The organism is Micromonospora sp. WMMC241 (assembly GCF_027460165.1).
Lineage (GTDB): Bacteria > Actinomycetota > Actinomycetes > Mycobacteriales > Micromonosporaceae > Micromonospora > Micromonospora humi.
Genome location: NZ_JAPZBF010000001.1, coordinates 4,383,078 through 4,400,128 on the forward strand (window position 1 = coordinate 4,383,078; position 17,051 = coordinate 4,400,128).

Consider the following 17,051-nt stretch of genomic DNA (forward strand, 5'->3'; position numbering starts at 1 on the left):
CGTGGTGATCGTCCCCCCGGACGGGGCGCGGCCCGCCGGGGGCGGTCGGCCACCGCCACCTCCTGACGCGGTCCGCGGATCGGCTGAGCTTAGAATGGCCCGATGAGGCGGAGGCGGTGACCGGCGGGAACGCGACGGGCCACGGCCATGTCTGCCTGGTCTACGACGACCCGGCCGCGCTGCACGCTCGGACGGTCGAGCAGGTCGGCATCGGCCTCGCGGCGGGTGAGCAGGTCTGGCTGGTCGGCCCGGAGGATCCGGACGCGGTGGCCCGACGACTGGCGGCGGTGCCCGGGTTCGCCGACGCGCGACGGCACGGGGCGGTGCGGCTGTTCCGGGTCGACGAGGCCTACCGGCGCGACGAGGTCGTCGACCCGGGCGCGCAGGTCCGGGCCTACGTACGGGCCACCGCCGAGGCGCTGGCTGCCGGTCACACCGGTCTGCGGGTGCTGGCCGAGGCGACCGACCTGGTCCGCACCCCCGCGCAGCGCGACGCGTTCGCCCGCTACGAGCACCGCGTCGACCACTGGATCCGGCACCATCCGATGGCGGCGGTCTGCGCCTACGACCGCCGGGTGCTCGGCGACGCGGCGGTCGCCGAGCTGGCCTGCCTGCACCCGGTGACCAACGCCGACGTGTTGTTCCGGCTGCACGCAGGCGACGACGACGCGGCGGTGGCGCTCGCCGGTGAGCTGGATCCGACCGACGAGCGCCTCTTCGCCGCCGCGCTGGACCGGGCCGAGCCGCGCCCGGTGGCCGGGCGGCTCGTCTTCGACGCCACCAACCTGCGTTTCGTCGACCACCGCTCGCTGCTGCTCCTGCGCGAGTACGCCCGTCGCCACGGCGCGATCGCGGTGCTGCGTACCCACCGCCCGGCCCCGGCCCGGCTGGTCGAGCTGCTGGGCCTGACCGACATCCGGGTGGAGGTGGTCCGATGAGGACCGGCGCGGCCGCCGGCCACGTGGGCTACTTCCACGAGGCGATCCTGTACGACTCCGACGACCATCTGCTGGCCGTGGTGCTGCCGTTCCTGCTCGGCGGCGTCGAGGCCGGTGAGCCCACCGTGGTGGGCCTCGGCGGGCGCGGCGCCGAGCTGGTACGCCGGGCGCTGCCCACCGGCGCCGAGGTCACGTTCCTGCCCGGCGCCGACGTCTACTCCCGGCCCACCGCGGCGATCCGCGCCTACCGCGAGATGCTGACCGGCCACGTGGCCGCGGGCGCGACGCAGATCCGCATCGTCGGCGAGCTGCCGCCGGTGGTGTTCGGTGCGACCTGGGACTGGTGGGCCCGCTACGAGTCGGCGATAAACCACGCCTACGACGACTTCCCGCTGTGGAGCATGTGCGCCTACGACCGGCGGGTCACGCCGCCGCACGTGCTGACCGACGTGACACGGACCCATCCCCGGATCGCCCGCCCGGACGGCTCCCACGAGCCGACCGGCGTCTACACCGACCCGGCGAGCTATCTGGCCGAGTGCCGGCCGGCCCCGCTCGATCCGCTCCAGCACACCGCGCCGGCGGTCGAGCTGGTCGACCCGACGCCGGCGCGGGCCCGCGAGGCGGTCCGCGCCGCCGATGCCGGCCTGCTCCCGCCCGACGGCGTCGACGACCTGGTGATGGCCGTCAGCGAGGTGGTGTGCAACGCGCTGCGGCACGGGACCCCACCGGTGCGGATGCGCCTGTGGTGCGCGCCGGACCGGATCGTGGTGGCCGTGCACGACCGGGGCCCCGGCCCCAAGGACCCGTACGCCGGGCTGCTGCCGGCGGGCGACGGGACCGAGGGCGGCCTGGGGCTGTGGATCAGCCACCAGAGTTGCGACCACGTGACCCACCACCGGGACGCCGACGGTTTCACCATCCGACTGACGGCGGGGAATCCGCACGTCCCGGTCTGACCGGCCGACCGACCGGCGGGCCGGGGGCGGGGCGGGCTCGACGGCGCGCGCGGACGCGGTACCGTTGCGCCTCATCGTGCCCCGCGGCCTGGCGCTGGCGAACCGACGGAGGATGGCGCAATGTCCAACGGTGAGGAACCGTTCGCACCCCACGACGACGTGTCCGCGCGACCGCGGTTCGACCCGGCGCTGCGTGGCTACGACAAACGTCAGGTGGACCGTTACGTCGAGCAGATGGACGGCGAGGTCGGTTCGCTGACCGCCGCGCGCGACCGGGCGTACGCCCAGGTCCGTGAGTTGACGGCGCAGGTGCAGCGGGCGCAGGCGGAGGCGGGCGAGCTGCGCGACCGCCCGACGGCGGTGGACCGGGCGTCCTTCCGGGACCTCGGGCCGATGGTCGACCAGATCCTCGACCTGGCCGAGAAGCAGGCCGGGCAGATCACCGAGATGGCCACCAAGCGCGCCGACGACTTCCAGGCGCAGGCGGAGAAGGTGCTGGTCGCGGCGCAGGAGCAGGCCGCCCGGGAACGGCGCGAGCTGGAGGAGGAGCTGTCCACCCGCCGGGCCGAGCAGGAGCGGGCGGACGAGGAGCGGCGGGCCGTCGCGCAGGCGGAGCTGACCGCCGCGCGGGAGTTGGCGGAGAAGCTGCGCGCCGAGGGCCAGGCGGTGCACGACCGGGCCCAGCAGGAGGCGAAGCGGCTCGCCGAGCAGAGCACCCAGCAGGTCGAGCAGGCCCGGTCCGCGTCCGAGGCGCTGGTGAAGGCCGCGCGCACCCAGATCCAGCAGGAGGTGCAGGCGAACCGCAGCAAGGCCCAGCAGGAGCTGGCCCAGTGGCAGGCCACCATGGCCCGCGAGCTGGACGAGCGGCGGGCCGCGGCCGAGCAGGAGCTGGCCGACCGGGCGGTGGCCGCCGAGCGGGACATCGCCGCGCTGGTCGCCGAGGCCCAGCAGTACGCCACCGAGGTACGCGAGCGGGCCGACGAGGAGAACGCCGCGCACCAGGAGCAGCTCGCCGTCGTGCAGCGGGACGTCCAGCAGCGGCAGGAGACGCTGGCCCAGCTCAAGGCCGAGCTGGAGACCGTCGGCCGGCAGTTGGAGGAGACCCGCGACGAGATCACCGCGATCGAGCAGGCGGGCGCCGAGCTGGAGGAACGGCTGGTCGGCGTACGCCGGGACCTGGCCACCGAGACCAAGCGGCTGGACGAGGCCCGGCGCGCGGCGGAGCTGGCCGAGCAGCACGCCAAGGAGACCCGGGCCCGGGTGCAGCGGGAGGCCAAGCGAGTGGCGGACCTGGCTGCGGCGGCGGTAATGGCGGCCGCCGCGGGTGGCGGCGAAACCGCCGAGTACCCCCAGGTGGCAGCGCGTCTGCTCGGGCCGTCGGCAGCCGAGCCGGCACCCGTCGGCCGATCCGACAACGCCCGATCCGAGAACGCGCGGTCCGACAACGCGCGGTCCGACAACGCACGGTCCGACAACGCGCGGTCCGAGAACAGGTGGTCCGAGAACGGCTGGTCCGACACCGAGCGACGTGACATCGAGCGGTCCGAGATCGAGCGGTCCGACACCGGGCGGTCCGACACCGAGCGGTCAGAGGCCGAGCGGGCCGACACCGAGCGGCCCGAGGCGGACCGGCCGAGCGCGGAACCGTTCATCGAACGGCTGGACGGGCCGAGCTTCGACGCGTTCGCGGTGCGCACCCCGGCGCCTCGCCCGGTGCCCGAGGCGGAGAGCACCGGACCGGACACCGACGTCCGCGCCCCGGCCTGACCGGCTCCGGCTCCGGCTCCGGCTCCGGCTCCGGCTCCGGCTCCGGCTCCGGCGGAGATCTTGGTAGGGAATGGCCCCTGGAGGGGCACTTTCGTACCAAGATCTCCGCTGGTCCCGAGATGCGGCTGGCGCATCCTGGCAAGTGGAACAGGAGATCGCCGACAGCGAGGCGGGGACGGCCGGGTCGGTCGGGTCAGGCGGGGACGCCCCGGGCCGGTCGTCCGGCCCGTGCCCGGTCGAGCACCAGGCCGAGCGCGGCGACGGCGATGACGACGGCCGCCACCACCGGCAGGGCGCCGGCCGGCCGGCGGTCCAGCACCGCCCCGCCGAGCGTGGCCCCGGCCGCGATGCCGAGGTTGAGCACGGTGATGCCGATCGCCCCGGCGGTGGCCTCCCGGCCCGGCGTGGCGATCCGCAGCAGGTGGGTCTGGAACACCGGCGGGAGCAGGCCGATGAGCAGGCCCCAGCCCGCGACCACCGCGACCGCCACGGCGAGGTGCCGGTCGAGCAGCAGCAGGGATGTCGCACTGCCGGCGAAGGCGGCGCAGACCCCGCGGAGCGCCTGTCGCGGGAACCGGTCGAAGAGCGCTCCGGCGCCGGCGGTTCCGGCCACCCCGGCCCCACCGAAGACCAGCAGCAGGAGCCCGACGGCGGCGTCGTCGTAGCCGCCGAACTGGTGCAGCAGCGGCGCGACGTAGGTGTAGAGCAGGAAGTGGCCGGTGAGGACGAGCCCGCCGGCGAGCGCGACGCCGAGCACCGCCCATCGCGCCGGGTCGGGCCCCTCCTGCCGCCCGGCGGATCCGGGCGGGTCCGGCAGGCGCAGGGTGCGGACCGCGAGGGCCGCCAGCGCCAGCAACGCCGCGAGCGCGGCGAAGGAGACCCGCCAGCCGAGCGCGGCGCCGGCGGTGGCGCCCAGCGGGACACCGACGATGCCGGCCAGCGCGGGGCCGGCCAGCACCACCGAGACGGCCCGGCCGGTCCGGGCCGGTGGGGCCAGGGTGGCCACCGTCGGGACGAGCAGGGACCAGAAGAGGCCGTGCGCGGCGGCGGCGACGATCCGGCCGGTGAGTGCCCAACCGTACGAGGGCGCGATCGCGGTACCGGCCGTCGCCACGGCGAGGAGCAGCAGGACGAGGGGTATCAGCCGTCGGCGCGGCACCCGGCCGGTCAGCCGGGTCAGCGGGACGGCGACGACGGCGATCGTCAGCGCCCAGGCGCCGACCAGTGTGCCTGCGACGGCGGGTGTGACGTCGAGGTCGTCGCCGAGTCGGAGCAGCAGGCTCGCCGGCAGCAGTTCCGCGGTGACGGTCGCGAAGGCGGCGCCGGCGAGCAGAAGCAGCGCTCGCCAGGGCATCCGGGTGGGTTGATCGCTCATGACCAGGACCGTAAAGTCTCACACAGATGTGAGAGTCAAGGAGTGATCGTGCGGATCGGTGAGCTGTCCCGGCGGACCCGGATTCCGATCCGGATGCTGCGCTACTACGAGGAGCGAGGGCTGCTGGCGCCGCGGCGCACCCCGAGCGGCTACCGGCACTACGAGGAGGCGGACGTCGGGCGGGCGACGCTGGTCAGCAGCCTGATCAGGTCGGGGCTGCCGACCCGGCTGATCCTGCCGCTGCTCCGCGACGACCAGGCGCCCCCGGCGACCGGCGGCGACACCGGTGCGGACGAGGGCGAGCTGGTCGCGCTCTTCACCGCCGAACTCGACCGCCTCGACAGCCGCATCGCGTGCATGAGCCTGAGCCGCGACGCGGTGCGGCGGCACCTGCGGCTCCGGACCGGCCGCTGACCGACCGCCCTTGCCACCCTCCTTTGCCTTATGCAAATATGTGGATCAATTTTGCAGACGGTGATCGATCCTTCACTCCAGGGGTTGGTGGGCATGCGAAAAGCGTCCTCGATCGGCGCGGCGGTCGTCCTGGCCGTCGCCACGGCGGGTGTCGTGGTGGTGGGTGGGGCCGCACCGGCCAGCGCGAGCTGCAGCCACTCCCACTCCAACATCGACACCAAGTTCGGCCAGCTCTTCAACGCCACCAACGTCAACATCCGTAGCGGTCCGCACACCACCTGCGGGTCACTCGGCTACGGCCAGCTCTCCCACAACGTCGACTTCCACTGCTTCGCCAGCGGCGACCGGGTCAGCGCGAACGGGCACACCACCTACACCTGGACCTACCTCAGGGACACCACCACCGGCGTCTCCGGCTGGGTCGCCGACGCCCTGCTCGACAACCTCGGCGGCAACGTCGCCTGCTGACCGGGCCGCGCCACGCCCGCCGGGCGGGCACAATCACCGGGCATGACCGGAGTCGACCTCCACCCGCCCGTCGAGCCCTACGCCACCCACCGGATCGCGGTCGGTGACGGCCACGTCCTGCACGTGGAGGAGGTGGGCCGGCCGGACGGCGTACCCGTGGTCTTCCTGCACGGTGGGCCCGGCGGCGGCCTGGTGCCGGCGGCGCGGCGGTTCTTCGATCCCCGGCGCTACCGCGCGGTGCTGTTCGACCAGCGCGGCGCCGGCCGCAGCACGCCCTTCGGCGAGGTGCGCGCCAACACCACCTGGCACCTGGTGGCCGACCTGGAGACGATCCGGCGACGCCTGGGCATCGACTCGTGGCTGGTGTTCGGCGGGTCGTGGGGCGTCACGCTCGGCCTGGCGTACGCGCAGGCCCACCCGCAGCGGGTCACCGGCCTGGTGCTGCGCGGCGTGCTGCTGCTGCGCCGCGCCGAGCGGGACTGGTTCTACCAGGGCGGCCTGCGCCACCTCCAGCCCGAGGAGTGGGACCGGTTCGTCGCCCCGATCCCGCCGGCCGAACGCGACGACGTGCTGGCCGCCTACCACCGGCGGCTGCACGGCCCGGACGCGGACGAGGCCCGCGCCTGCGCGCGTGCCTGGGGGCGGTGGGAGGCGGTGAACTCGTCGCTGCGGCCCGACCCGGCGGCGCTCGCCCACTTCACCGCCGACGACCAGGCGCTGCCGATCGCCCGGATCCTGTCGCACTACGCGGTGCACGGCGGCTTCCTCACCGAGGGCCAGTTGCTCGACGGGGTCGACCGGATCCGTCACCTGCCCGCCGTGATCGTGAACGGCCGCTACGACCTGTGCTGCCCGCCCGCGTCCGCCTACGACCTGGCCCGCCGGTGGCCGGAGGCGGAGTTGCGGATCGTGCCGGACGCCGGCCACTCGGCGGCCGAGCCGGGCATCGCCCGGGAGCTGCTGCGCGCCGTCGACCACGTCGCCGACCGGATCGGCTGACGTCGCCCGGCCCTGGTCATCCGGGAGCGCCACTGGCAAGATCGGCCGGGTGACGGGTGCGCTGTACGCGGTCAGTGACCTCCACGTGTCGTACGCGGAGAACCGTGCGGTGGTGGACGGCCTGCGGCCGGAGACCGCGGACGACTGGCTGATCGTGGCCGGTGACGTCGGCGAGGCGTTCGCCGACATCGAGCGCACGCTGCGGCTGCTGCGCGACCGGTTCGCCCGGGTGGTCTGGGTGCCGGGCAACCACGAGCTGTGGACCCACCCCACCGATCCGGTGACGCTGCGCGGGGTGGCGCGCTACGACGCGCTGGTCGCGATGTGCCGCGAGCTGGGCGTGCTCACCCCGGAGGACGACTATCCGGTGTGGCACGGCGAGGGCGGCCCGGTCACCGTGGCGCCGCTGTTCCTGCTCTACGACTACTCGTTCCGCGCGCCCGGCACGACCACGAAGGAGGAGTCGCTGCGCGCCGCGTACGCGTCCGGGGTGGTGTGCACCGACGAGATGCTGCTGCACCCCGACCCGTACCCGGACCGGGAGTCGTGGTGCCGGGCGCGGCTGGCCGCGACCGGGCGACGGCTGGCCGCGACCGACCCGGCGCTGCCGACCGTGCTGGTCAACCACTGGCCGCTGGTCCGCCAGCCCACCGAGGTGCTCTGGTATCCGGAGTTCGCCCAGTGGTGCGGCACCGAGCGCACCGCCGACTGGCACGTGCGCCACCGCGCCGCCGTCGCGGTCTACGGCCACCTGCACATCCCGCGCACCACCCACTACGACGGGGTGCGCTTCGAGGAGGTGTCGCTGGGCTACCCGCGCGAGTGGGGCCGCCGGGGCGGCACCCCCCGGCCGATGCGCCGGATCCTCGGCGGCACCGGGTGATCGAGGCCCTGGTGCCGGCGACGGCGGTGGCCGTCGAGGCGTTCGCCGACGAGCCCGACGAGCCGCCGTACCCCGGCGAGGAGGACCTGGTCGCGCGCGCGGCCCCCGGCCGCCGTCGCGAGTTCGTCACCGCCCGGCGCTGCGCCCGCGAGGCGCTGGCCCGGCTCGGGTACGCGCCGGCGCCGATCCGCCCCGGCCCCCGGCGGGAGCCGTGCTGGCCGGCCGGCGTGGTGGGCAGCATCACCCACTGCGACGGCTACCGGGCGGCGGTGGTGGCGCCGGCCACCGCGCTGGCCTCGCTGGGCGTGGACGCCGAGCCGCACGAGCCGCTGCCCGAGGAGGTGCTCGGCATCGTCACGACGGCCGGCGAGCCGGAGCGGCTGGCCGGGCTGCGCGCCAGCGACGCGGGCGTGCACTGGGAGCGCCTGCTGTTCAGCGCCAAGGAGTCCGTCTACAAGGCGTGGTACCCGTTGACCGGTCGGTGGCTGGGGTTCGAGGAGGCGGAGGTGACGTTCGACCCGGCGGGCCGGTTCACCGCCCGGCTGCTCGTCGACGGCGTGCGCAGCGACGGCGGGCCGCCGTTGCGCGCGCTCGACGGCCGCTGGCGGGTGGCCGGCGGGCTGGTGGTGACCGCGGTCGTGGTGCCCGGTGATTCGTCCTTGTTTGCCCGGCCCGACCCGGGGTAGGGGCTGAGGGCCTGGTCATTTCACCGCAACGGAGGACAGGTCCTGATGGATTCCAGCAAGCCCGCCCAGGTCGTCAAGGGTGTCGTCGAGGCCGCCGTCGAGAAGGTCGGCGAGGCGCTGACCCCGGACGTGCCGGGCGCCCCGGGCAGCGCGCCACCATCGCTCGAGGAGCCGACCGCACCACACGGCCCGCTGCCGCCCAAGGACGAGCAGGGCGCACCGGACACCCGCACCCCGACCGGCGCGGAGACCGGCGTGCCGAAGATCGCCAAGGGGCAGCAGGGGGCGTACCTCACCACCGCGAACGGCGCGCGCCTGCGCGACACCGACCACTCGCTCAAGGCCGGTCCGCGCGGCCCGGTCCTGCTCCAGGACCACCACCTGCGCGAGAAGATCATGCACTTCGACCACGAGCGGATTCCGGAGCGGGTGGTGCACGCCCGCGGCGCCGGCGCGCACGGCGTCTTCGTCGCGAACGGCGCCGCCGAGAAGGTCACCCGCGCCGGCTTCCTGAAGAAGGGTCGCGAGACGCCGGTCTTCGTCCGCTTCTCCACGGTGCTCGGCTCGCGCGGGTCGGCGGACACGGTCCGTGACACCCGGGGCTTCGCCACCAAGTTCTACACCGACGAGGGCACGTTCGACCTGGTCGGGAACAACATGCCGGTGTTCTTCATCCAGGACGCGATCAAGTTCCCGGACATCATCCACGCCGGCAAGCCGCACCCGGACCGGGAGATCCCGCAGGCGCAGAGCGCGCACGACACGTTCTGGGACTTCGTCTCGCTGCACACCGAGGCGCAGCACCACACCATCTGGAACATGTCCGACCGGGGCATCCCGCGGTCCTACCGGACCATGGAGGGCTTCGGCGTGCACACCTTCCGGATGGTCGACGACGCCGGCGCCACGGTGCTGGTGAAGTTCCACTGGAAGCCGAAGCTCGGGGTGCACTCGCTGGAGTGGGAGGAAGCCCAGCTGATCAACGGCATCGACCCGGACTTCCACCGCCGCGACCTCTACGACGCCATCGAGGCCGGCGCGTACCCGGAGTGGGAGCTGGGCATCCAGGTCTTCCCGGACACGCCGGAGGAGACGTTCGCCGGGATCGACCTGCTGGACCCGACGAAGATCGTGCCGGAGGAGCTGGCGCCGGTGCAGCCGATCGGCACGCTCACTCTCAACCAGACGCCGCGCAACTTCTTCGCCGAGACCGAACAGGTGGCGTTCCACCTCGGGCACCTTCCGCCGGGCATCGACGTCACCAACGACCCGCTGCTCCAGGGCCGGCTCTTCTCGTACCTGGACACGCAGCTCACCCGGCTGGGCGGGCCGAACTTCACCCAGATCCCGATCAACCGGCCGCACGCCGACGTCAACGACATGCTGCGGGACGGCTTCCACCAGCACGCGGTGCACGCCGGGGTGGCGCCCTACCGGCCGAACTCGCTCGACGGCGGCAACCCGTTCCCGGCCGGCGACCGGGAGCACGCGTTCGTCGACGTGCCGGTGACGGTGGCCGAGGCGCCGAAGGTACGGGCCGCTCCGGCCTCCTTCGACGACCACTACAGCCAGGTCCGGCTCTTCTGGGCGAGCATGTCGCCGGTGGAGAAGGAGCACATCGTCCGGGCGTACACGTTCGAGCTGGGCAAGTGCTACCACCAGGCGATCAAGGAGCGGCAGCTCCAGTGCCTGGCCAACATCGACCCGGTGCTCTGCGAGCAGGTCGCCACCGGCCTGGGCCTGCCCGCGCCGCAGCCCACCGTGCCGCTGGCCGAGGTGCAGCCCAGCCCGGCGCTGTCCCAGGTCGGTCGGGAGTGGCCGGCCGACGGCCGGATGGTCGGCATCGTGGTCGACGCGGACGGCGACCTGGACGACGTCGGGGAGGTCCAGCGGGCGGTGTTCGCCGCCGGCATGGTGCCGCTGCTGATCGCCGCGCACGGCGGCACGGTCGGCGGGTTGCCGGTGCAGCGTACGTTCGCCACCGCCCGTTCGGTCGAGTTCGACGCGATCCTGCTGGCCGGGGCCCCGGCGCCGGCGCCGGACGCGTTGCCGGCCCGGGACGCCAAGGCCGGCGCGCCGGGTCCGCGAACCGTGGACCCGCGGGTGTCGCTGCTGGTCGAGGAGGCCTGGCGGCACGCCAAGGCGATCGGCGCGTGGGGCGCCGGCGCCGATCTGCTCCAGCAGGTCGGCGTGGCCGGCTCGCCGGGCGTGGTCACCGGTGACTCCGGTGCCGAGGCGCTGGAGTCGGTGCAGCGGCTGATGGCGGCGCACCGGGTCTGGGAGCGGTTCCCGGCCTCGGTCGCCTGACCGACGCACGAGCAGAGGGGCGGTCCGCCGGCGGCGGACCGCCCCCGCTTTATCGACCGACATCATTGACGGCTTAGTTAATACTCTTTAATATTTGGGCCACCTCGAGGAACACCCCGTCCGCCCCCGTCCCCCGGGAAGGCCCTCGATGCCCAGACCCCACCTCCGGCGCCGCCTCGCCGCCGGTGCGCTCGCGCTGGCCACCGCCACCGCCACGCTCGCCCTCACCCCGTCCGCCGCCCAGGCGGTCGCGCTGCCGAACGGCTTCCGGAGCGTCGGCTACATGCCGTCCTGGAGCGGCAGCGTCAGCAGCATCCAGTACGGCAAGCTCACCCACGTCAACTACGCCTTCGTGCTGCCCAACGGCGACGGCAGCCTGCGTGCCGTGGAGAACCCGAGCAAGCTCTCCTCGCTGGTGTCGCTCGGGCACGCCAACAACGTCAAGGTCTCCATCGCCATCGGCGGCTGGAACGACGGCGACGACTCCGCGTTCGAGGCGCTGGCCGCGAACTCCGGCGCGCGCGGCGCGTTCGTGAACAACGTGGTCGGCTTCGTCAACCAGTACAACCTCGACGGCGTCGACATCGACTGGGAATACCCCGACCCGGGCGCCTCGGCCAACAACTACACGCTGCTGATGCAACAGCTCGGCAGCGCCCTGCACAGCCGGGGCAAGCTGCTCACCGCCGCCGTGGTCGCCGAGGGCTACTACGTCACCGGGGTGCCCACGGCGGTGTTCTCCTCGGTCGACTGGCTGAACATCATGGCGTACGACGGCGGCAGCCCACACGCCAACTACGACTGGGCGATCGCCGCCGTCAACGGGTGGAAGGCTCGCGGCCTGCCGGCCGGCAAGGCGGTGCTCGGGGTGCCCTTCTACAGCCGGCCCGGCTACTACACGTACGCGGCGCTGGTCGGCCTGGACCCGGCCAACGCCAACCGGGACTGCACCACGGCCGGCGGCGCCCAGCAGTGCTACAACGGCATCCCGACGGTCAAGCGCAAGACGCAGTGGGCCATGGCGAACGCCGGCGGGATGATGAACTGGGAACTGTCCCAGGACACCACCGGCGCGACCTCGCTGGTGACCGCGATCTACGACACCGCGACCGGCGGCGGCACCACCCCGCCGCCGTCCGGGCGCACCGGCCCGATCACCGGCATCGGCGGCAAGTGCGTCGACGTCGCCGCCGCCGGCACCACCAACGGCACCGCGGTGCAGCTCTACGGCTGCAACGGCACCGCCGCGCAGAGCTGGACCGTGGCCGGCGACGGCACGCTGCGGGCGTTGGGCAAGTGCCTCGACGTGACGAGCGCCGGCACCGCCAACGGCACGAAGATCCAGCTCTGGGACTGCAACGGCACCGGCGCGCAGGTCTGGCAGGCCCAGGGCAACGGCACGCTGCGCAACCCGGTGTCCAACAGGTGCCTGGACGCCACCGACAACAGCTCCGCCGACGGCACCCGGCTCCAGATCTGGGACTGCTTCGGCGGTGCCAACCAGGTCTGGCGGCTGCCCGCCTGACGCCCGACGACACCCCCGGCGGGGCGGCCTCGTCAGCCCTCCCGCCGGGGGTGTCGGCGTCAGCGACCCCGCTTGGCCCGGCAGATCTCCACCGGCTGGGCCGGCGCGCCGTCGACCGGCGCCGGGTCCTCCGGCGTGGCGGCGATGCCGCCGGCCGCGATCCGGTCCAGGGTGGCCAGCCCGGCCGCGTCCACCCGGCCGAAGACGGTGTAGTTGGGACGCAGCGCCGAGTCGCGCTGGACCAGGAAGAACTGGCTGCCGTTGGTGTCCGGCCCGGCGTTCGCCATGGCCAGCGTGCCGCGGGCGTAGAGGCGGCGCACGCCGGTCGGGTCGGTCGGCGCGGGCGGCAGGTCGGTGGGCAGTTCGTCGCGGTAGCGGTAGCCCGGGCCGCCCTCGCCGGTGCCGGAGGGGTCGCCGCACTGCAGCACCGTCAGCGTCGGGTACGCGGTGAGCCGGTGACACGGCGTCCGGTCGTAGAACCGGTGCCGGGTCAGGTGCAGGAAGCTCTGCACGGTGCACGGCGCCTGCTCCCGGTCGAGGGTCAGCCCGATCGGCCCCTGGTTGGTGCGCAGCGTGACCCGTACCGTGCCCCGGTCCGGCGTGCGGCGCGGGTCCGGCGGCAGCGGCACCGGCCGGGCCGCCGGCTCGTCCGGTGTCGGCGTGTACGCGCACGGCCCCTTGGTCGGCGCGGGGTCGGCGGCCGGCGCCGCGGTCGCGGCGACGGCGGAGCCGGCGACCAGCGCGGCGGCGGCCACCGTCGCCCCGGCGAGACGGGCCAGCAGTGGTAAGGCGACGTGCGGTCGGGTTTCGCTCGACACGTGGGTCCTCCCTGGACTCGTGGTACCAGAACGACCGGAGTCTATGGAGCCGACGACCCGGTGTCGACGGAAAGTCGGTTGCCGGGCGTGGCGTGGTCCGGGAGGGTGTCGGTCATGACGTTCTGACGGACCGCACCCCGCCGCTTCCCGCACCCCTCTCGAAAGAAACGAGCGTCCGTGCCTGCCTCCGTCTCCGTCTTCTCCTCCCCCGGCAGCTGGATCGAGTCCGCCGCGCTCGACCAGTGCCACCAGGTCGCCGCCCTCGACGGCATGGCGCACGTCGCCGCCATGCCGGACCTGCACCCCGGCAAGGGCGCGCCGATCGGTGCCGCCATGGCGTCGACAGTGCTCTATCCGTTCCTGGTCGGCTCCGACATCGGCTGCGGGATCGCGGTGTTCCCGATCGCGCTGCGCCGGGCCGTGCCCGAACGGCTCGCGGCCCGCTTCCCCGACCTGGACCGCGCCCTGCACCCGGACCGGGACGCCGACGACCCGGCCTGGTCGGTGCTGACCGGCGACGTGCCGGCCGGCCACCTCGACGGCCTCGGCACGGTCGGGCGGGGCAACCACTTCGTCGAGCTGGCCCGCGTCGGCGCGATCGAGGCCCCGGAGCACGCCGGTCGGCTCGGGCTCGCCGCCGGCGACCTGGTGCTGGTGGTGCACTCCGGATCACGCGGGCTGGGCGAGCGCATCCTGCGCGAGCACACCGAGGTGCACGGCGCCGGGCCCGCGCCCGACCCGACGGCCTACCTGGCCCGGCACGACGACGCGGTGCGCTGGGGTTCGCTCAACCGGCGGCTGCTGGCCGCCCGGGTCGCCCACGCGCTCGGCGCCGAGCCCACCGAGCCGGTCGTCGACCAGTGCCACAACCTGGTGGAGGTCCGCGACGGGCACTACCTGCACCGCAAGGGCGCGGCCCCGGGCGACGGCCGGGACGTGCTCGTCGCCGGCACCCGGGGCACCCCGTCGCACCTGGTGGCCGCACATGCCGGCCCGGCGGCCAACCACTCGGTGGCGCACGGCGCCGGGCGGAAGATGTCCCGCGCCGACGCGCTGCGCCGGGGCAGGGCCAAGCACACCGTCGAGGAGCTGCGCCGCACCCCGGTCGGGTCGGTGGTGGTGTGCGGCGACCGCCAACTGCTGTTCGAGGAGGCGCCCACCGCCTACAAGCGCATCGAGCAGGTGATCGGCGACCTGGTGGCGCACGACCTCGCCACCCCGGTCACCACCACGGTGCCCCTGGTCACCTACAAGACGCCGGACGTCGCACCGGCCCGCCGCCGGGGGCGGCGATGACCGACCTGCTGCTGTCCGCCGGGCGGGGCCCGCAGGAGTGCGCCTGGGCGCTGGCCCGGCTGCTGCCGCGCCTGGAGGCCGACGCCGCGCGTCGCGGCCTGCGTCTCGCCCGGGTCGAGACGGTGCCCGGCGAGCGACCGGGCACCTACCGGTCGGCGCTGGTCCGGATCACCGGTACGGGCGCGGACGAGTTCGCCGCCGGCTGGACCGGCACGCTCTGCTGGCAGGCGGCCAGCCCCTACCGGCCGGGCCACGGGCGGAAGAACTGGTACGTCACCGCCCGGCCGCACCGGACCGACGTGGTGGACACCCCGTTCCACGAGGCCGACGTCGAGATGGTGCCGTGCCGCACCGGCGGGCCGGGCGGCCAGCACCGGAACAAGGCCAGCACCGCTGTCCGGGCGACCCACCGTCCGTCCGGCCTGACCGTGGTGGTGGACACGGAACGGCACCTGCACCTCAATCGCCGGATCGCCGTCGACCTGCTGCGGCAGCGGCTCGCCGAGGGCGACGACGCGGCCCGACGGGCCGGCACGACGGCGCGCTGGCGGATCCACGACGAGCTGGTCCGGGGCGACCCGATTCGGGTGGAACGGCCGTGACCCGGGTGTTCCTGCGGCCGGACGACGTCCGCGACCTGGTCCGCGACCGGCTGGGCACGGACCGGCGGGTCACCGCGCTGGACCGGCTGACCGGCGGCACCTGCAAGGGCGTCTACCGGACCACGCTCGACGACGGCACGACAGTGGTCCTCTACGTCTGGTCGGCGGAGGAGAACTACTGGCCGGCGTCGGCGACGGTCCCGGACGATCCGTTCACCGAGGCGTCTGGCGCGGCTACCTTCGCCACCAACCACGCCGCGCTCACCGCCGCCGGAGTGCGCGTACCGCACCTGATCGCGGTGGAACCGGCCGGCCGCCACCTGGACGCCGACGTCGCGCTGGTGGAGGACGCCGGCGACGTGACACTGGAGGCGCTGCTGACGCGCGACCCCCACCGGGCGGCCGAACCACTGGCCCGGCTCGGGGACGCGCTGCGGCGGATGCACACCACGCTCGGCCCGCGTTGGGGCCGGCTCACCGACACCTCCCCCGGCGCGCCACCGGTCCGCCCGGCCGAGGACGTGGTCCTGGACCGCGCGCTCGGGCACCTCGCCGGCGCGGCGGCCCGCGATCCCCGACCGGCCGCCGCGCGGGACCGGATCGCCGCCCACCTGCGCGGGCTGCGCGACCGGGTGCCGCCACGGCAGGCGTACGCGCTGGTGCACGGCGAACTCGGCCCGGACCACGTGCTGGTGACACCGGGCGGCGAACCGGTGCTGATCGACATCGAGGGTCTGACCTGGTTCGACGTCGAGTGGGAGCACGCCTGGCTGCGGCTGCGCTTCGGCGCGGCATATCCGGCGCTGCGTCCGGTCGCGCTCGACGCCGACCGGCTGGAGTTCTACCGGTACGCGCAGGTGCTCGCGCTGATCGAGGGTCCACTGCGGATCGCCACGGGCGACTTCCCGGACCGGCGGTGGATGCTCGACCTCGCCGAGCGGAACATCGCCGAGGCTCTCGCCCCGCTCTGAGCACGCGCGCGCCTGGGGCCTCCCGCCGATCTTGGAGTTGTGGTGCCAGTAGATGTTCGTTTCGTGCCGGTATCAGAGGTACCACAACTCCAAGATCGCCGAGTGGTCCGTGCAGGGCGGCGGGGAGGCGGGTCGGATACGGTGGGTGCGCGGCTGGGGGTCCTTGCCCGGCGCGGCGGGGGAGGGAGTCGGATGCGGCTGCACGTCGGGTGTGCGATGTGGACGCACCGGTCCTGGCCCGGGCGGTCCCTACCGGCCCACGAGCGGCTGCGCGAGTATGCCGGCTGGTGCGACGCGGTCGAGGGCAACACCACGTTCTACGCGACGCCGAGCCGGGCGACTGTGGCGTCCTGGGCCGAGCAGACCGAACCCGACTTCCGCTTCCTGGCGAAACTGCCGAAGGTGGTGACGCACGAGCGGCGACTCACCGGTGGTGAGGCGGAGCTGCGGGCGTTCCTCAACGCGATGGAACCGCTCGGCCCGCGCGCCGACACCCTGTGGGTTCAGCTGCCCGGCTCGTTCGGCCCGGGTGACGTGCCCGACCTCGACCGGTTCCTGCGCACCCTGCCCACCGACCACCGGTACGCGGTCGAGGTTCGGCACCCCGCCTTCTTCACCGACGCCGGCGCGGCCCGCGCGCTGGAGGAGACGCTGCGCCGGGCCGGCGCGGAGTGGGTCCCGTTCGACACCACAGCGTTCTTCCGCACGCCGCCGACCAGCGACGCGGAACGGGAGGCGTGGACGCGCAAGCCGCGACTCCCGCTGCGTACTCGGGCGCTGACCGACCAGCCGGTGGTGCGCTACCTCGGCCGCGACGACCCGGCCGCGACGGTCGAGGGCTGGCAGCCGTGGCTGGACGTGGTCACCGGGTGGCTGCGCGAGGGCTGCTCGCCGACCGTGTTCGTGCACACGCCGGACAACGCGGACGCCCCCGAGTTGGCCCGGCGCTTCCACGACCAGGTCCGCGCCCGCCTGCCCGAGCTGGCGCCGCTGCCCGAGCCGACGCCGGTCGGCCCGGCCACGCTCTTCTGACCGGCCCTCCG

General features: G+C 74.3%; 16 protein-coding genes. 14 read left to right on the forward strand and 2 right to left on the reverse strand.

The genetic code is table 11. The features are described from left to right. The first annotated feature begins 116 nt into the window (after window positions 1-116). The 3 genes from O7598_RS19730 (at window position 117) to O7598_RS19740 (ending at window position 3,664) form a co-directional block, all read left to right on the forward strand. Window positions 117-938, forward strand: coding sequence for an MEDS domain-containing protein (locus O7598_RS19730; RefSeq protein ID WP_269692799.1), 822 nt, complete (start codon window positions 117-119; stop codon window positions 936-938). Further along, the gene (locus tag O7598_RS19735) at window positions 935-1,897 is read left to right on the forward strand and encodes a sensor histidine kinase (RefSeq protein WP_269692800.1); all 963 of its coding nucleotides are present in this window, start codon (window positions 935-937) and stop codon (window positions 1,895-1,897) included. The genes O7598_RS19730 and O7598_RS19735 overlap by 4 nt, the downstream gene beginning before the upstream one ends. A 120-nt stretch (window positions 1,898-2,017) precedes the next feature. Continuing rightward, on the forward strand, window positions 2,018-3,664 hold the full coding sequence (locus O7598_RS19740; RefSeq protein ID WP_269692801.1) for a hypothetical protein: 1,647 nt from the start codon (window positions 2,018-2,020) through the stop codon (window positions 3,662-3,664). A 193-nt stretch (window positions 3,665-3,857) separates the two neighbouring features. Here O7598_RS19740 and O7598_RS19745 read toward each other — a convergent pair whose 3' ends face one another. Further along, complete coding sequence (locus O7598_RS19745) at window positions 3,858-5,039, reverse strand: MFS transporter (RefSeq protein ID WP_269692802.1); 1,182 nt, start codon at window positions 5,037-5,039, stop codon at window positions 3,858-3,860. A 48-nt stretch (window positions 5,040-5,087) separates the two neighbouring features. Between O7598_RS19745 and O7598_RS19750 the strand changes: the two genes are divergently transcribed. From O7598_RS19750 to O7598_RS19780, 7 genes are all read left to right on the forward strand, one after another. Next, window positions 5,088-5,453 carry a MerR family transcriptional regulator gene (locus O7598_RS19750; protein ID WP_269692803.1) on the forward strand — a complete coding sequence of 122 codons (366 nt, stop codon included), beginning with the start codon at window positions 5,088-5,090 and terminating at the stop codon, window positions 5,451-5,453. A 93-nt stretch (window positions 5,454-5,546) separates the two neighbouring features. Further along, window positions 5,547-5,921: a hypothetical protein gene (locus O7598_RS19755; RefSeq protein WP_091071484.1), complete on the forward strand. Its 375-nt coding sequence runs from the start codon at window positions 5,547-5,549 to the stop codon at window positions 5,919-5,921. Window positions 5,922-5,963: 42 nt separating this feature from the next. Next, on the forward strand, window positions 5,964-6,920 hold the full coding sequence (gene pip, locus O7598_RS19760) for a prolyl aminopeptidase (protein WP_269692804.1): 957 nt from the start codon (window positions 5,964-5,966) through the stop codon (window positions 6,918-6,920). A gap of 49 nt (window positions 6,921-6,969) precedes the next feature. Further along, window positions 6,970-7,803, forward strand: a complete 834-nt coding sequence (locus O7598_RS19765; protein ID WP_269692805.1) for a metallophosphoesterase family protein — start codon at window positions 6,970-6,972, stop codon at window positions 7,801-7,803. Further along, a complete protein-coding gene (locus O7598_RS19770) occupies window positions 7,800-8,489 on the forward strand; it encodes a 4'-phosphopantetheinyl transferase family protein (protein WP_269692806.1) in 690 nt (229 codons plus the stop codon). Before O7598_RS19765 ends, O7598_RS19770 begins: the two co-directional genes overlap by 4 nt. Before the next feature lie 45 nt (window positions 8,490-8,534). Next, window positions 8,535-10,796: a catalase gene (locus O7598_RS19775; protein ID WP_269692807.1), complete on the forward strand. Its 2,262-nt coding sequence runs from the start codon at window positions 8,535-8,537 to the stop codon at window positions 10,794-10,796. A gap of 148 nt (window positions 10,797-10,944) precedes the next feature. Next, a complete protein-coding gene (locus O7598_RS19780; RefSeq protein ID WP_269692808.1) occupies window positions 10,945-12,321 on the forward strand; it encodes a glycosyl hydrolase family 18 protein in 1,377 nt (458 codons plus the stop codon). 59 nt (window positions 12,322-12,380) lie between these two features. Here O7598_RS19780 and O7598_RS19785 read toward each other — a convergent pair whose 3' ends face one another. Then, window positions 12,381-13,139, reverse strand: a complete 759-nt coding sequence (locus O7598_RS19785; protein ID WP_269692809.1) for a peptidylprolyl isomerase — start codon at window positions 13,137-13,139, stop codon at window positions 12,381-12,383. Between the two features lie 177 nt (window positions 13,140-13,316). Here O7598_RS19785 and O7598_RS19790 point away from each other — a divergent pair, with 177 nt between their 5' ends. The 4 genes from O7598_RS19790 to O7598_RS19805 all read left to right on the forward strand — a co-directional run bounded on the left by O7598_RS19790 (window position 13,317) and on the right by O7598_RS19805 (window position 17,040). Then, on the forward strand, window positions 13,317-14,435 hold the full coding sequence (locus O7598_RS19790; protein WP_269692810.1) for an RNA ligase RtcB family protein: 1,119 nt from the start codon (window positions 13,317-13,319) through the stop codon (window positions 14,433-14,435). Continuing rightward, window positions 14,432-15,037, forward strand: coding sequence for a peptide chain release factor H (gene prfH / locus O7598_RS19795; protein ID WP_269692811.1), 606 nt, complete (start codon window positions 14,432-14,434; stop codon window positions 15,035-15,037). The genes O7598_RS19790 and prfH overlap by 4 nt, the downstream gene beginning before the upstream one ends. Then, window positions 15,034-16,008, forward strand: a complete 975-nt coding sequence (locus tag O7598_RS19800; RefSeq protein ID WP_269692812.1) for a phosphotransferase family protein — start codon at window positions 15,034-15,036, stop codon at window positions 16,006-16,008. Before prfH ends, O7598_RS19800 begins: the two co-directional genes overlap by 4 nt. A 216-nt stretch (window positions 16,009-16,224) precedes the next feature. Beyond that, window positions 16,225-17,040: a DUF72 domain-containing protein gene (locus tag O7598_RS19805; protein WP_269694912.1), complete on the forward strand. Its 816-nt coding sequence runs from the start codon at window positions 16,225-16,227 to the stop codon at window positions 17,038-17,040. The last annotated feature ends 11 nt before the right edge of the window (window positions 17,041-17,051 follow it).

Excerpts from the sequence above, each read along its gene's own strand:
- O7598_RS19780 (WP_269692808.1), top strand. The coding sequence starts at position 10,945 with ATGCCCAGACCCCACCTCCGGCGCCGCCTCGCCGCCGGTGCGCTCGCG.
- O7598_RS19745 (WP_269692802.1), bottom strand. The coding sequence starts at position 5,039 with ATGAGCGATCAACCCACCCGGATGCCCTGGCGAGCGCTGCTTCTGCTC.
- O7598_RS19755 (WP_091071484.1), top strand. The coding sequence starts at position 5,547 with ATGCGAAAAGCGTCCTCGATCGGCGCGGCGGTCGTCCTGGCCGTCGCC.
- O7598_RS19805 (WP_269694912.1), top strand. The coding sequence starts at position 16,225 with ATGTGGACGCACCGGTCCTGGCCCGGGCGGTCCCTACCGGCCCACGAG.
- pip (WP_269692804.1), top strand. The coding sequence starts at position 5,964 with ATGACCGGAGTCGACCTCCACCCGCCCGTCGAGCCCTACGCCACCCAC.
- O7598_RS19740 (WP_269692801.1), top strand. The coding sequence starts at position 2,018 with ATGTCCAACGGTGAGGAACCGTTCGCACCCCACGACGACGTGTCCGCG.
- prfH (WP_269692811.1), top strand. The coding sequence starts at position 14,432 with ATGACCGACCTGCTGCTGTCCGCCGGGCGGGGCCCGCAGGAGTGCGCC.
- O7598_RS19735 (WP_269692800.1), top strand. The coding sequence starts at position 935 with ATGAGGACCGGCGCGGCCGCCGGCCACGTGGGCTACTTCCACGAGGCG.
- O7598_RS19775 (WP_269692807.1), top strand. The coding sequence starts at position 8,535 with ATGGATTCCAGCAAGCCCGCCCAGGTCGTCAAGGGTGTCGTCGAGGCC.